Below are 14,889 nucleotides of genomic sequence, written 5' to 3'. Positions count from 1 at the left end.
GGGTGGGATCCCGTCAGGCCTTGGCCGCGTCCTCGGAGGCGACGGCGACGGGCACGTTCTCCGGGAAGTGGCAGGCGACGCGGTGGCCGCCGGCCAGCTCCTCCAGCGGAGGCTCGACGGTCTTGCAGATCTCCTGCGCCTTCCAGCAGCGGGTGTGGAAGCGGCACGCGGGAGGCGGGTTGAGCGGGCTCGGCACGTCGCCGGTGAGGCGGATCCGATCGCGGTCCCTGCGCACCTTGGGGTCCGGCACCGGCACCGCCGACAGCAGCGCGTTGGTGTACGGGTGCATGGGCGCGGTGTAGAGGCGCTTGCGGTCGGCGATCTCCACGATCTTGCCGAGGTACATGACGGCCACTCTGTCGCTGATGTGGCGCACCACCGACAGGTCGTGGGCGATGACCACGTACGTCAGGTCGAGCTCGCTCTGCAGGTCTTCGAGCAGGTTCACGACCTGGGCCTGGATCGACACGTCGAGCGCGGAGACCGGCTCGTCGGCGATGATGAGCTTCGGCTTGAGCGCGAGCGTGCGGGCGATGCCGATGCGCTGCCGCTGACCGCCGGAGAACTCGTGCGGGTAGCGGTTGTAGTGCTCCGGGTTGAGGCCGACCATCTCCAGGATGTCCTGTACGGCCTTCTTCGTGCCGTTCTCGGTCTTCACACCCTGGATGCGGAACGGGGCGCCGACGATGGCGCCGACGGTGTGCCGCGGGTTGAGCGACGAGTAGGGGTCCTGGAAGATCATCTGCATGTCGCGGCGGAGCGGGCGCAGCTTGCCCTGGCCCATGTGGCTGATGTCGCGGCCCTCGAAGACGATCTTGCCTCCGGTGGGCTCCAGCAGCCTGGTCACCAGCCGGCCGGTGGTGGACTTGCCGCAGCCCGACTCGCCCACCAGGCCGAGCGTCTCGCCCTTGATCACGTCGAAGCTGATCCCGTCGACCGCCTTGACGGCGCCGACCTCCCGCTTGAACAGGCCTTTGGTGACGGGGAAGTGCTTCTCGAGGTTCTGTACCGAAAGAAGCGGCTCGTTCTCGCTCACTGGATCTCCAGCACTGGCTTGATCTCGGTCTCCCACAGCGTCCGCCGTTCGGTCCTGCTCATGTGACAGCGCACCAGGTGCCCGCGCTCGGTCGGAGCGAGGTCCGGCACCTCGGTGGAGGCGCGGCCGTCGGTGCGGTCGGCGTACGGGCAGCGGGGATGGAAGGCGCAGCCCGGAGGCACGTTGATGAGGGACGGCGGAGAGCCCTTGATCGGCAGCAGCCGTTCGGTGCGCTCCCGGTCGAGGCGGGGCATGGAGCTCAGCAGACCCCAGGTGTAGGGGTGCTCGGGCCGGTAGAAGATGTCGTCGGCCTTGCCGTACTCGATGCACTTGCCGCCGTACATGACCAGGATGTCGTCCGACAGCTCCGCCACGACGCCGAGGTCGTGGGTGATGATGATCAGCGCGGAGTTGAACTCGCGCTGCAGGTCGCGCATCAGGTCGAGGATCTGCGCCTGTACGGTCACGTCGAGCGCGGTGGTGGGCTCGTCGGCGATGAGCAGCTCGGGGTCGCACGACAACGCCATGGCGATCATGGCGCGCTGGCGCATGCCGCCGGAGAACTCGTGCGGATAGCTGTCGACGCGACTGGCCGGCGTGGGGATCCCGACGCGGCCGAGCAGGTCGATCGCGTGCTTGCGCGCCACCTGCTTGCTGACGTCGTGGTGGATCCGGTAGGCCTCGATGATCTGGTGGCCGACGGTGTAGTAGGGGTGCATCGACGACAGCGGATCCTGGAAGATCATCGCCATCTTCTTGCCGCGCAGCCCGCGCACCGCCTCGGCCGAGGCGCCGACGAGCTCCTCGCCGTCGAGCCAGATCTCTCCGGAGATCTTGGCCCGGCCGCCCTTGTGCAGGCCGAGGATGCCGAGGCTGGTCACGCTCTTGCCGGAGCCCGACTCGCCGACGATGCCGAGGGTCTGGCCGCGCTCGATGCTGAAGGTCAGGCCGTCGACGGCTCTGACGAGCCCGTCGTCGGTGGGGAACTGGATCCGCAGATCCTTGACGTCCAGGAAGCTCACGACAACCTCACCCTCGGGTCGACCACCGCGTAGAGGAGGTCGACGACGAAACTCGCGACCACCACGAAGCCGGCGGCGAACAGGACCACGCCCATCACCTGGGGCAGATCCTGGTTTCTGATGGCCAGGATGGCGAACTGGCCGAGTCCGGGCAGAGTATAGGTCGTCTCCGTCAGGATGGCGCCGCCGATCAGCAGCCCGAAGTCGATGCCGAACAGGGTGAGGATCGGTGTCAGCGCGGCGCGCAACCCGTGTTTGACCACGACATCGCGTTCGCGCAGGCCTTTGGCCCGGGCGGTGCGGATGTAGTCCTCGCCCATGGTCTCCAGCATGCCCGCGCGGGTGAGCCTGGCGTAGGTCGCCGCGAACAGGAACGCCAGCGTGATCCAGGGCAAGAGCAGGTTGTACGCCCATTCGGCGGGATTCTCCGTCAGGTCGGTCCACGCGCCGCCCGGCGGGGTCCAGCCGAGGCCGTAACTGAAGACGACCAGGGAGACCATGCCGGTGAAGAAGATCGGCAGCGACACCCCGGCGAGCGCGGTGCCCATCGACAACCGGTCGAAGAAGGTGCCGCGTCGCAGCGCGGAGAGCACGCCGACGGACACGCCGAAGACCACCCACAGGAAGGCCGCCCCGATGGCCAGGGAGAAGGTCACCGGCATGCGGTCGAGCAGGTCCGGCCAGACGGGCTGGCCGCTGATGAAGGAGTAGCCCAGGCAGGGCGCCGGGCACTGCTCGACGCCGGCTCCGTAGTCGTACTCGGCACCGGTGAAGATGCCCTTGAGGAACCGGCCGTACTGCACGACGATCGGATCGTTGAAGCCCAGCCGCTCGGCGACCAGGTGCACCGTCTCGGGTGTGGCCGCGCGGCCGACGTACCGCGAGGCGAGAGCCTCCGGGGAGGAACCGGCCCACTGCGGCACCACGAAGAAGATGCCGAAGGTGACCATGCTGATGACGATCAGCATGGCGATGGCGCCGATGACTCGTCTGATGATGTATGTGAACACCGCGTCGGCCGGATGGCCTGCCCGTCTCCGGACAGGCCATCCCTGCCTTCACCTTCCTTCGTTAGATCCCGGACCGCGCCTGGTCACTCGACGCCGAGCAGCACGTAGTCGTACATGCTCTGGCCCTCGTTGTAGGCGACATTGGTCACGCCCTGGCCGCGCAGCAGCAGCGACTTGGCCCAGACCACCGGGAGGAGGGAGGCGTCCTCCATGACGGCCTTGTCGACGTCGACCCACAGCTTGTTGCGGGCGGTCTCGTCGAGCTCGGCGGAAGCCTGGTCGATCAGACCGTCGACCTTGTCACTCTTGACGCTCAGGTTGTAGTTGCCGGCGTCGCGGATGGTACGGCTGTCGACGATGGCCTGCAGGAAGCCGTAGCCGTCAGGCCAGTCGGAGCCCCAGCCGTGGGTGGCCAGGCCGATGCCGTTCTTCTTGACGTACGCGGTGTTGCCGGCGTAGTCGGAGAAGTAGCTGGAGGCCGGGAAGCCCTTGAGGGTGAGCTTGATGCCCACCTTGGACAGCGCCTGCTCCATGGCCTCGGCCAGCGCCTTCTCACGCGGGCGGTCGGCACGGAAGGTCATCGTGGTGGCGAAGCCGTTGGGCTGGCCACAGGCGGCGAGCGCCTCCTTGGCCTTGGCGATGTCGCCCTTGTTGCCCTCGGACGGGTAGATGTCGAACTTCTCCTGGCCGACGATGGGCGGCGGCATCACGTTGGTCGCGATCTCGCCACCGGCGACCTCGCCGCCGAAGGCGGTCTGGTTGGCGACACGGTCCGCGGCGAACATGACGGCCTTGCGGCAGTCGATGTTGTCCAGGGGCGGGTTGTCCGGGATGACGGAGACGTACCAGAGCCTGGGGATCGTCGGGTTGTCCGTGCGGGCCTTCAGGGCCGGGTCCGGCAGGACCTTGCCCAGCGCGGCCGGCTGCATGCCGGTGCCCGGGATGTCGAGGTGGATGTCTCCGGCGATGAGCTGGTTGTCCAGGTCGTCGGCGTTGACGTTGAGCTGGACCTCGATCCGGTCCGGCAGCGCGGGACGGTTCGGGTCGGTCGCCGGGTCCCACTGGTCGTTGCGGACCAGCGCGAACTTCTTACCGATCTCGTTCGACTCGAACTTGTACGGCCCGGAGGAGATGACCTTCTCGCGATACTTCGCGCCGGTGTCCTTGTCCTTCGGCACCGGGGCGGTCATCGGCATCTGGACGATGTAGTCCATGGACGCGAACGGCTTCTTCAGGTGGAAGACGACCGTCGTGTCGTCCGTCGCCTCGACGGCCGACTTGTAGTCGACGTCAGGGGTCTTGTAGACGCCCTTGAAGTCCTTCGGCCAGTCCAGCAGCTCGTTCAGGTAGGACGGGCCGTGCGGGAAGGTCTCCTTGTCGAAGGTCCTGGCCACCGCGTAGGCGACGTCCTTCGCCCCGATCGGGGTGCCGTCCTCGAACTTCAGACCAGACTTGATCTTGTACGTCCAGGTCTTGCCCTCGTCGCTCGGCTCACCCAGCGACTCGGCCAGGTCGGGCACGACGGTGTTGCCGTCGGGGCCGGGGCCCGTCTTGTACATCGTCAGCGTCCGCCAGTAGAGCCGGCCGAAGTTGAACGAGTAGCCGTAGTAGGTATCGCCCGGGTCGAGGCTGTCCCAGTCGGCGGAGTGGGCCGCCTTGAGCGTGCCGCCCTTCTTGGTGGAGGGGTTGAAGATCTCGGTCAGCGCGGCGTTGGCCACGGGTTGCGCGGCAGCGCCCGAAGCGGACTGGGCGGGCTGCTGGGTTGTGCCGCCCCCTCCGCCGCCACAGGCGGAGAGCACCAGGGCCAGCGCCGCTGTCGCGGCGGCGGCCAGTGCGGATTTCCTTCTCATTGACTACCCCTTGTTAGTGGAGATGGGGATGGAGCGTAGGCGAAGGTCAGTGCGCCCGTGGGTCGAAGGCGTCCCTCAGACCGTCGCCGAACAGGTTGAACGCCAGGACCGTGATGAAGATCGCCAGGCCGGGGAAGATCACGAAGTGCGGGAGCGTGTAGAAGCGCACCGCCTCCGAGAGCATGCCACCCCAGGTGGGGGTGGGCGGGTTGATGCCGACGCCAAGGAACGACAGGGCGGCCTCGAACAGGATGTTGGCCGGGATGAGCAGCGTCGCGTAGACCAGGATCGGCGCGATCAGGTTGGGCAGGATCTCGCGGAACAGGATGTAGCCGTTGCGGGCGCCCAGGCTCCGCGCGGCGTCGACGAACTCGCGCTCGCGCAGGGACAGGGTCTGGCCGCGGACGATGCGGCCGATGCTGGGCCAGCTGAAGAAGCCGATGATGAAGATCAGCATGGCGATGCGCAGCCCGTTGCCCTCCAGGCCGAACCCCTTGTCGGGGACGACGCCGGCCAGCGCGATGGCGAAGACCAGCAGCGGGAAGGCGAGGAAGACGTCCATGAGGCGGCCGATGATCTGGTCGACCCAGCCGCCGAAGTAGCCGGCGATGACGCCCATCACGGTGCCGATGACGACCGACACGAGCGTGGCCAGGAAGCCGATCAGCAGCGAGACGCCGGCGCCGGCGACGATGCGGCTGAAGATGTCACGGCCGTTGACGGGCTCGACGCCGAGCAGGTATTCGGAGCCCATGCCGCCGAAGTCGCCCTTGGGCAGCAGCGTGGACGAGTCGATCATGTCCTGGTGGAACTCCAGGGGTGGATGCCCGAACACCGCGATGATCGGTGTCGCGAAGACGGCCACCAGGATCAGCAGGACCACCGTGATCCCGCCGGCCAGCGCGATCTTGTCTCGCCGCAGCCGCATCCAGGCGATCCCGGTGAGGGATCGTCCCTGTACAGCTCGGCCCGCTCCCGAGAGCACGACCTCCGGCTGCGCTTCGGAAGCCGAACCGGAAACGTCTAGCGGTGCGGTCATGCCGGAATGCCCCCTGATTTTCAGACGACGTTGTCTGTGAGTTCTTGATACAGACCGCTCGTCGCGACCTCAGGAGGCAGGATCTATGGCCTGAGCTGCGCTGACTAGTCCCTAGGGCACCTATGTGGCTCAACTGTGATTGTCGCGAAACTCATTCGTATCGATCTTGAGGGGTTTGTCTGGGACCAGTCTCGGTTACGTCCCGGAACTGTGACACAGCGGGCTTCAGCTGATGCCCCGCTTCTTGAGGATGTCCTCGATGTCGGAGAAGTCGTCGTCGGCGCTCTTCTTCTTCGACTCGACCGCCGGCTTGGACGCGGACTTCGGCGCGGACTTGGCCGCCGCGGGTCGCGCCGCCGGCGACTGCCGTCCGGCAGGGGCCTCGGCCGCCGCCTCGCCGGCCTTCTTGCCGCCGCCCGCCTTGGCCAGCTTGCGCCCGCGCAGCACCCCTGACACCACGAACAGCACCACCGACAGCCCGGCCACGGCCACGCCCGCCCACACCAGCGGGTTGAACACCAGGCTCGTCACGAAACCCACGAGGGTCGAGCCGATGGTCCACAGCGCCTGCAGCGCGTTCGTCAGGTAGGCCGCCAGCGGCAGCAGCGCCCACGCCATCATCCGCATCCCGGACGCCGCACCCCGGCGCCGGAACGCCATGAAGCTCAGCACCAGCCCGGCCACGGTCAGTCCCACGCACAGCGGGAACCATGCGATCTGGTCAAAAGGCATTCGGGGCCACCCCTCCGTCTTCGGCTACACCTCCATCCTGGCACGCGATATGGCGCGTGTTCCTCCTCCGCGAGAACCACCCTTCCCCTAGGGGACGGACAGACCATCCCGTACGGGGCCTAGGTCACCGTACGGCTCAAGAACGTCACGCACGGTGAGGGGGACGGGCCCCGGACGTCAGGACCCGGACCAGCAGGACGGGCCCGGATGTCCGGGCCTGGAACAGCAGGACGGGGCTTCGGGCTTCAGGACCCCGGATCAGTGGGGCGGGAGGGGGCGCGTCAGACGGGGACGTGGGCGCGCAGGGTGGCGACGGTGACCTCGGTGAGGGAGGGGACGACGAGGCGGCCAGGGGCCGCCTCGATGGGCAGGAGGCTGGGCACCGCCACCACGGCGCAGCCCGCCGCCGTGGCCGCGGCCACCCCGGTGGGCGAATCCTCCAGGACCACGCTGCGGACCGGCTCCGCGCCGAGCAGGCGGGCGGCCGTCAGGTAGGGCTCCGGGTCAGGCTTGGGCCGGACCACGTCGCCGGCCGTGACGATGGCGTCGAAGCGGTCCCGGCCGACGCTCTTGAGCACCGCGTCGGCGATCTCCGGCAGGGACGAGGTGACCAGCGCCACCGGCACCCCCTCGTCTCGCAAGGCCTCGAGCAGCTCGTCCGCGCCCGGCATCACCCGCACGCCGCCCGCCAGCCGCGCCACCATGCCGGTGATCATCGACTCGCGCACCTCCGCCGGGGAGGCGGAGGAGCCGGACACCGCGAGCATGTAGCCGACGGTGCGCTCCATGGAGCCGCCGACCAGGTGCGTCTGGTGCTCCGGCGTCCACTGCCCGCCGAGCCCCGCCATCACCTCGGTCTCGACCTCCAGCCACACCCTCTCGGTGTCGACCAGAAGCCCGTCCATGTCGAAGAAGACCGCTTCCATACATCCCCCGATCGCCCGCACCTTTGGATCCACTGTTGGACCCACTGTCCCGCCCGAACCGTCCACACCGGCCGGACGCTCATCGCCTGCCCGGCGAGCCGGGCGGGCGGACGTCAGACGTTGAAGTACTTGGCCTCGGGGTGGTGGACGATGAGCGCGGAGGTGGCCTGCTCGGGGTGGAGCTGGAACTCCTCCGACAGGGTGACCCCGATCCGCTCCGGGTCGAGCAGCTGGAACAGCTGCCGCTGGTCCTCCAGGTTGGGGCAGGCAGGGTAGCCGAAGGAGTAGCGGCAGCCCTGGATGTTGACCTTGAGCATGTCGTCGAGCGACTCGTCGCCGCCGATCCCCCACTCCGACCTGGTCCGGGCGTGCCAGTACTCGGCCAGCGCCTCGGTGAGCTGCACCGACAGGCCGTGCAGCTCGAGGTAGTCGCGGTAGGCGTCCTTGGCGAACAGCTCGGCCGTGGCGTCGGAGATCTTGCTGCCCATGGTGGCCACCTGGAAGCCGACCACGTCGACCTCGCCGGTGTCCTTGCCGCGGAAGAAGTCCGACAGGCACAGGTGCCGGTCGCGGCGCTGGCGCGGGAAGGTGAAGCGGGTGCGCTCGTCGCCGTCCTCGTCGAGGATGATGAGCGAGTCGCCGTCGGCGACGCACGGGAAGTAGCCGTAGACGACCGCCGCCTCCAGCAGCCCCTCGGTCTGCATGCGCTGCAGCCACATGCGCAGCCGGGGACGGCCCTCGGTCTCGACGAGCTCTTCGTAGCCGGGGCCGTCGCCGCCCCTGGTCGGCTTGAGCCCCCACTGGCCCAGGAACAGCGCCCGCTCGTCGAGGAAGGCCGCGTAGTCGTTCAGCGGGATGCCCTTGACGATGCGGTCGCCGTGGAAGGGCGGGCGCGGCACCGGGTTGTCGGCGGCCACGTCGGAGCGGGACGGCAGCTCCTCGACCGGGGTGCGGGCCAGCACGGCGCCGGTCTTGACCCGGCGCTCGCGCAGCGGCGGCAGTTTGGCGCCCTCGACGCCGCGCTTGACGGCCATGAAGGCGTCCATCAGGCGCAGTCCCTCGAAGGCGTCGCGGGCGTAGCGGACCTCGCCGGTGAACACCTCGGCCAGGTCCTGCTCGACGTAGGCGCGGGTGAGGGCGGCGCCGCCGAGCAGCACCGGGTAGTCGGACATGCCCCTGGAGTTCATCTCCTCCAGGTTCTCCTTCATCACGACGGTGGACTTGACCAGCAGGCCGGACATGCCGATGACGTCGGCCTTCTGCTCCTCGGCCGCCTCCAGGATGGTGGTGACGGGCTGCTTGATGCCGAGGTTGACCACCTGGTAGCCGTTGTTGGACAGGATGATGTCGACGAGGTTCTTGCCGATGTCGTGCACGTCGCCCTTGACGGTGGCCAGCACGATGCGGCCCTTGGTCTCGCCCTCGACCCGGTCCATGTACGGCTCCAGGTAGGCGACGGCGGTCTTCATCACCTCGGCCGACTGCAGCACGAACGGCAGCTGCATCTGGCCGGAGCCGAACAGCTCGCCGACCGTCTTCATGCCGTCGAGCAGCACCTCGTTGATGATCTCCAGGGCGGGGCGCTGGGAGAGCGCGTCGTCCAGGTCGGCTTCGAGGCCCTTCTTCTCGCCGTCGATGATGCGCCGCTTGAGCCGCTCCCACAGGGGCAGTGCGGCGAGCTCCTCGGACCTGCCGGCGCGCACCGCCGCCGCGTCGACGCCCTCGAACAGGTCCATGAAGCGCTGCAGCGGGTCGTAGCCCTCGCGGCGGCGGTCGTAGACCATGTCGAGCGCGACCTGGCGCTGCTCGTCGGGGATGCGCGCCATCGGGACGATCTTGGAGGCGTGCACGATGGCGGAGTCGAGGCCGGCGTTGACGCACTCGTTGAGGAAGACGGAGTTGAGCACCACGCGGGCGGCCGGGTTGAGGCCGAAGCTGATGTTGGACAGGCCCAGCGTGGTCTGCACCGCCGGGTAGCGGCGCTTGAGCTCGCGGATGGCCTCGATGGTCTCCAGGCCGTCGCGCCTGGTCTCCTCCTGGCCGGTGGCGATGGGGAAGGTGAGGCAGTCGACGATGATGTCCTCGACCCGCATGCCCCAGTTGCCGATGAGGTCCTCGATCAGGCGGGAGGCGACGCGCACCTTCCAGTCGGCGGTGCGGGCCTGGCCCTCCTCGTCGATGGTCAGCGCGACGACGGCGGCGCCGTGCTCGCGCACCAGCCTCATGATCTTCTGGAAGCGGGAGTCGGGGCCGGTGCCGTCCTCGTAGTTGACGGAGTTGACGACCGCGCGCCCGCCCAGCATCTCCAGCCCGGCCCGCAGCACCGCGGGCTCGGTCGAGTCCAGCATGATCGGCAGGGTGGAGGCGGTGGCGAGGCGGAAGGCCAGCTCCTTCATGTCGGCGACGCCGTCGCGGCCGACGTAGTCGATGCACAGGTCGAGCATGTGGGCGCCGTCGCGGGCCTGGTCGCGGGCGGTCTCCACGCAGTCGTCCCAGCGGCCCTCCAGCATGGCCGCCTTGAACGCCTTGGAGCCGTTGGTGTTGCAGCGCTCGCCGATCGTCAGGTAGGAGGTGTCCTGGCGGAACGGGACGGTCTGGTAGAGGGAGGACGCGCCGGGCTCCGGGTGCGGGCGACGGGCCACAGGCTGCCGTTCGCGGACCCGCTCGACCACCTGGCGCATGTGCTCGGGGGTGGTGCCGCAGCAGCCGCCGACCAGGGACAGGCCGTAGTCGCGGGTGAAGGTGTCGTGCGCGCCGGCCAGCTCCTCGGCGCTGAGCGGATAGTAGGCGCCGTCGGAGGTCAGCACCGGCAGGCCGGCGTTGGGCATGCACGACAGCTTCAGGCGCGAGTGGCGGGCGAGATAGCGCAGGTGCTCGCTCATCTCGGTGGGGCCGGTGGCGCAGTTGAGGCCGAGCACGTCGACGCCGAGCGGCTCGATCGCGGTGAGCGCGGCGCCGATCTCGGAGCCGAGCAGCATCGCGCCGTTGGTCTCGATCGTCACCTGGGCGATGATCGGCACGTCCCGGCCGGCCGCCTCGATGGCCCGCTTGGCGCCGATGACGGCGGCCTTGACCTGGAGGAGGTCCTGGCAGGTCTCGATGATCAGCGCGTCGGCGCCGCCCGCGATCAGGCCGGCGGCGTTGTCGCGGTAGGCGTCGCGCAGGCTCTCGTAGGGCAGGTGGCCGAGGGTGGGGAGCTTGGTGCCGGGGCCCATCGAGCCGAGCACGAAGCGCGGCTGCTCCGGCGTGGACCAGTGGTCGGCCCGCTCGCGCGCGATCCGCGCGCCCGCCTCGGAGTATTCGAACACCTTGGCGCCGATGTCGTACTCCGCCAGGGCGGCCAGGTTGGCGCCGAAGGTGTTGGTCTCCACGCAGTCGACGCCCACCGCGAAGTAGGCGTCGTGGACGCCCTGCACGATGTCGGGCCGGGTGACATTGAGCACTTCGTTGCAGCCCTCGTGGCCTTCGAAGTCGTCGAGCGTCGGGTCCTGGGCCTGAAGCATGGTCCCCATCGCGCCGTCGGCGACGATCACCCGCTGGGACAGTGCTGCACGGAAGGACGTGGAGAGGCTCATGCGGCAAGCTTATCGGCTGCGCCGAGGCCATCCGGCGACGCCCGTGGCACCGCCGACCTCGGGCGCCCGCGGATCGCGGTCACCGCGTGACACGAGTACCACCTCAACGCATAGGCTTAGCGTGATGGCTGAGACAGGAGGCGACACGTGATCGAGCTCGAAGGGCTCCCCGAGCTCGTCGACCCGGTGCTCATTGCCGCGTTCGAAGGGTGGAACGACGCGGGCGAGGCCTCGAGCGGTGTGATCGCCCATCTCGAGTCCGCCTGGAAGGCCGAGCCGCTGGCCCAGCTCGACCCTGACGACTATTACGACTTCCAGGTCACCCGGCCCCTGGTGGAGATGGGCGAGGGCCTGACGCGGTCGATCGTCTGGCCGACGACCCGGCTGCTGCACGCCCGCCCGCCCGGCGTCGAGCGCGACGTGGTGCTGCTGCGCGGCATCGAGCCCAACATGCGGTGGCGGTCGTTCTGCGCCGACATCGTGGCGGTCTGCCGTGAGCTGGGCGTCGAGTTCGCGGTGATGCTGGGCGCGCTGCTCAACGACTCGCCGCACACCCGCCCGGTGCCGATCCTGGGCAGCGCCACCGACGAGGCCTTGGCGCGCTCGACCCATCTGGAGCTCAGCCGTTACGAGGGCCCGACGGGCATCGTGGGGGTGCTGCAGCACGCCTTCGGCGAGGCGGATCTCGACGCCATCACGCTGTGGGCGTCGGTGCCCCACTATGTGGCCCAGCCGCCCAACCCCAAGGCCACGCTGGCGCTGCTGCGCCGGATGGAGGATCTGCTGGAGATCCCGATGCCGCTGGGCGATCTGGACGAGGAGGCCCGCGCCTGGGAGCTGGGCGTGGACGAGCTGGCCTCGCAGGACACCGAGGTGGCCGAGTACGTCAAGGAGCTCGAGGAGCGCAAGGACGCCGCCGAGCTGCCCGAGGCCAGCGGCGACGCGATCGCCGCCGAGTTCGAGCGCTACCTGAGACGCCGGGACCGCGACACCGACAGCTGACCCCACAAAATCCCCGAAGGCCGTGCATTTACGGCAATTGGGGTCATAATCGAGTTTTACGTGTCTGCGCACGTTAGGCGGATCATGGCGACTTCCCCCGGTGACCCGCACCAGACCGGCCAGGACACCAGACGACGCGTGCTCCAGATGGCCGTCCCGCTCAGGGAGAACCGCGTCGACGGCTCGGTCGACCACTTCCTCGCTCTGCTCCAGGACCGGCTGCCGCTCTGGATGCGGATCCTCAACGAGCTGACGCACCGCGCCGGCAAGGGCCGGGTGCCGGACAACCTGGTCCCGGTGGCGCGGGCGGGCATCGACTACTACCTGGACGTGCAGTCGGCGGCGCTGCCCGCCTTCACCTCCCCGGCGGTCACGGTCCGCTTCCGGCAGGCGCTCAGGGACAACGGTCTCGGCCCGCCCGCGGAGATCAGGCCGCTGGCCGCCTACCTGATGGCCGAGCAGCGGCTCGGCCGCGTCGTGGCGCGGGTGGATCCGGAGGCGAGCGCCCGGCTGCTGCTGGCGGGCTGCTTCCACCACGCCTACATCGAGATGTTCGTGGGCGCCGACGCGGGCCCCACGCGCGACGCGTGCGCCGAGGAGATCGTCCGCGAGCTGCGCCTGGAGCCCGTCCCCGGCTAGGAGATGAGCCGGGTGGCGAGCCGCCTGGCCTCGTCGTGGCGGCGCCAGACCAGGGCCGCCACGCCGGGATCGGCGCCGAGGGGGGCGCTGACCAGGTCGGCGCCCGCCGCGCCCAGGCGGGAGTGGAAGTGGCCGGGCGCCAGCAGGTAGGAGGCGACGGCCACCCGGGCGGCCGGTCCCGGGCGGAGGCGTTCCATGGCCTCCTCCAGGGTCGGCGCGCCCGCCGAGGCGAACGCGGCCGTGACCGGGCGGCCCAGGCGTAAGGCGAGCAGGTGCGCGGCGGCGCGCACGTCGGCCAGCCCGGCCGGGTCGGAGGAGCCGGCCGCGCCCAGGATGACGGCGTCGGTGGCGCGCAGGCCCGAGCGTGCCAGCGCGCGGGCGAGCGCCTCGGTGAGCAGCGGGTGCGGCCCGAGCTTGGGGGCGATGAGCGCGTCGGGGCGGTGCTCGGCGATGGCGTTCGGCAGGTCGATGTGGACGTGGTAGCCGCCCGCGAGCAGCAGCGGGACCACGACGACCGGGCCGGGGACGGCGGGCAGCACCCGCGCCAGCGGCGGTGAGCTGATCTCCAGGTAGCTCAGCTCGACCCGGTGGCCGGGGCGGCCCCGCCTGACGGCTTCGGCCAGCGCGGCCAGGGTCCGCTCCCCCCGCTCGCTCCTGGTGCCGTGGGCGGCCAGCACGAGGGTGGGCGTCACGGGCCCGCCTCGAAGCCGTAGGTGCAGGCCAGGCGGTAGCCGCGCTTGACGACCGTCTCGACGATCCCGGAGGCGCCGAGGGCGCGGCGCAGGCGGGTGATGGCCATCTCGACGGCGTGCTCGGCGGTGTCCCTGGCGATGCTGCCGGGCAGCACGAGGCGCAGGTCGGCGCGGGACACGACGTGGCCGGGCTTGTCCGCCAGGCGTTTGAGCACCGACATCGGGGCGGGCGGGAGCGGCCGGAGGTCGCCGTCGACGACCACGGCGTGGCCGCGGATCTCCAGCCGGTGCCCGCCGGCTTCGAGGCGGGTGACGGACCGCTCGGGCAGGTGCCTGGCCAGCGCGCGGGCCAGGGCGCCGAGCCGGGCGCGCTCGGGCTGGAGCGTGGGCACGCCGCGTCCCTCCAGCGGGGCGGCCGTGACCGGGCCGACGCAGGCGGCCACCACGGACCCGGAGAAGGCGGCGATCAGCGCGTCCTCCACGCCTTCGGCGCGGGCCGCGCCGAGCATGGCGTGCACGGCGGGCGCGCTGGTGAAGGCGACCGCGTCGACCGCGCCCGAGACGGTCTGGGTGATCAGGCGGCGCAACGGCGACGGGTCGCGGTACGGCAGCCACCGGTAGACCGGGATCTCGATCACCTCGGCCCCGGCTCCCCGGAGGTCGGCGACGAAGTCGGTCAGCGGCTCGCCGTGCTGCTGCACCGCGATGCGGCGGCCGCGCAGGTCCTGGGCGAGAAGATACTGTTTGACCTCCTCGCACGATTCGGTGGCGGGGGTCCAGTGGTCGTTCAGCCCGGCGGCGCGCACGGCTCCCCTGGCCTTGGGCCCGCGGGTGAGCAGGCGGGCCTTGGCCAGGTGGTCGCCCAGGTCGCCGGACAGGCCCCAGCCCTCCGCCGCCGCCATCCAGCCGCGAAAGCCCACGCCGGTGGTGATGACCACGTCGTCGACGGGGTGTTCGAGGCTCTGCCGGGTGGCGGCGAGCAGGTCGGTGTCCTCGGCGAGCGGCACCAGCCGGATCGCGGGAGCGCTCAGCACGCGGGCGCCGCGCCGTTCGAGCAGCGCGCCGAACTCCTCACGCCGCCTGGTGGCGGTGACGCCCACGGTGAAGCCCGCCAGGGCGTCGGGCGCGGTCTCCGGTGAGGAGGCGGCCCCCTCGATGGGTTGCGCGCTCATGCGAACTCCTCGTCATGGGGGACGCCTGGCCGGGCCCCGAGCACCCGGCCAGGCATCACAGGCACGTGAGCCGATAGTGAGATCACGCACCCGATAGTGCTTTCGGGGGGTTTCCGGGTTGGGTCCCTTCTGTTACCGCTGTGCTACAAGCCAGATCCCGCACGGTTGGCGAGCCCCAGGGGCGGGAAACCACT

The 14,889-nt window shown here is 70.0% G+C and carries 12 protein-coding genes; 2 read left to right on the top strand and 10 right to left on the bottom strand.

Annotation, left to right across the window (positions count from 1 at the left end):
- Positions 1-13: 13 nt before the first annotated feature.
- The 8 genes from ACTMTF_RS23635 to metH form a co-directional block, all read right to left on the bottom strand.
- Positions 14-1,036 (bottom strand): ABC transporter ATP-binding protein, encoded by a 1,023-nt coding sequence (locus ACTMTF_RS23635; RefSeq protein WP_441112634.1) that lies wholly within the window; start codon positions 1,034-1,036, stop codon positions 14-16.
- On the bottom strand, positions 1,033-2,058 hold the full coding sequence (locus tag ACTMTF_RS23630) for an ABC transporter ATP-binding protein (RefSeq protein WP_441112633.1): 1,026 nt from the start codon (positions 2,056-2,058) through the stop codon (positions 1,033-1,035). Before ACTMTF_RS23630 ends, ACTMTF_RS23635 begins: the two co-directional genes overlap by 4 nt.
- A complete protein-coding gene (locus ACTMTF_RS23625; RefSeq protein ID WP_397013175.1) occupies positions 2,055-3,068 on the bottom strand; it encodes an ABC transporter permease in 1,014 nt (337 codons plus the stop codon). The genes ACTMTF_RS23630 and ACTMTF_RS23625 overlap by 4 nt, the downstream gene beginning before the upstream one ends.
- An 83-nt stretch (positions 3,069-3,151) precedes the next feature.
- Positions 3,152-4,918, bottom strand: a complete 1,767-nt coding sequence (locus tag ACTMTF_RS23620) for an ABC transporter substrate-binding protein (protein WP_441112632.1) — start codon at positions 4,916-4,918, stop codon at positions 3,152-3,154.
- A gap of 46 nt (positions 4,919-4,964) precedes the next feature.
- Positions 4,965-5,957 carry an ABC transporter permease gene (locus ACTMTF_RS23615; protein ID WP_441112631.1) on the bottom strand — a complete coding sequence of 331 codons (993 nt, stop codon included), beginning with the start codon at positions 5,955-5,957 and terminating at the stop codon, positions 4,965-4,967.
- Positions 5,958-6,182: 225 nt separating this feature from the next.
- Positions 6,183-6,689 (bottom strand): cellulose synthase, encoded by a 507-nt coding sequence (locus tag ACTMTF_RS23610; RefSeq protein ID WP_441112630.1) that lies wholly within the window; start codon positions 6,687-6,689, stop codon positions 6,183-6,185.
- A 281-nt stretch (positions 6,690-6,970) separates the two neighbouring features.
- Positions 6,971-7,615, bottom strand: coding sequence for an HAD family hydrolase (locus ACTMTF_RS23605; RefSeq protein ID WP_441112629.1), 645 nt, complete (start codon positions 7,613-7,615; stop codon positions 6,971-6,973).
- A 113-nt stretch (positions 7,616-7,728) separates the two neighbouring features.
- A complete protein-coding gene (gene metH, locus ACTMTF_RS23600; RefSeq protein WP_441112628.1) occupies positions 7,729-11,190 on the bottom strand; it encodes a methionine synthase in 3,462 nt (1,153 codons plus the stop codon).
- 147 nt (positions 11,191-11,337) lie between these two features.
- Here metH and ACTMTF_RS23595 point away from each other — a divergent pair, with 147 nt between their 5' ends.
- The gene (locus tag ACTMTF_RS23595; RefSeq protein ID WP_397013184.1) at positions 11,338-12,192 is read left to right on the top strand and encodes a PAC2 family protein; all 855 of its coding nucleotides are present in this window, start codon (positions 11,338-11,340) and stop codon (positions 12,190-12,192) included.
- 84 nt (positions 12,193-12,276) lie between these two features.
- On the top strand, positions 12,277-12,831 hold the full coding sequence (locus tag ACTMTF_RS23590; protein ID WP_441112627.1) for a hypothetical protein: 555 nt from the start codon (positions 12,277-12,279) through the stop codon (positions 12,829-12,831).
- Here the strand turns inward: ACTMTF_RS23590 and ACTMTF_RS23585 are convergent.
- Positions 12,828-13,523 carry a sirohydrochlorin chelatase gene (locus ACTMTF_RS23585; RefSeq protein ID WP_441112626.1) on the bottom strand — a complete coding sequence of 232 codons (696 nt, stop codon included), beginning with the start codon at positions 13,521-13,523 and terminating at the stop codon, positions 12,828-12,830. The genes ACTMTF_RS23590 and ACTMTF_RS23585 overlap by 4 nt on opposite strands.
- Positions 13,520-14,695, bottom strand: coding sequence for a uroporphyrinogen-III synthase (locus ACTMTF_RS23580; protein ID WP_441112625.1), 1,176 nt, complete (start codon positions 14,693-14,695; stop codon positions 13,520-13,522). The genes ACTMTF_RS23585 and ACTMTF_RS23580 overlap by 4 nt, the downstream gene beginning before the upstream one ends.
- Between the last annotated feature and the right edge of the window lie 194 nt (positions 14,696-14,889).

Source organism: Nonomuraea sp. ZG12 (genome assembly GCF_052068115.1).
GTDB lineage: Bacteria > Actinomycetota > Actinomycetes > Streptosporangiales > Streptosporangiaceae > Nonomuraea.
Note: the sequence above shows the minus strand (reverse complement) of the source record. Positions and strands in the feature narration are given on the sequence as shown.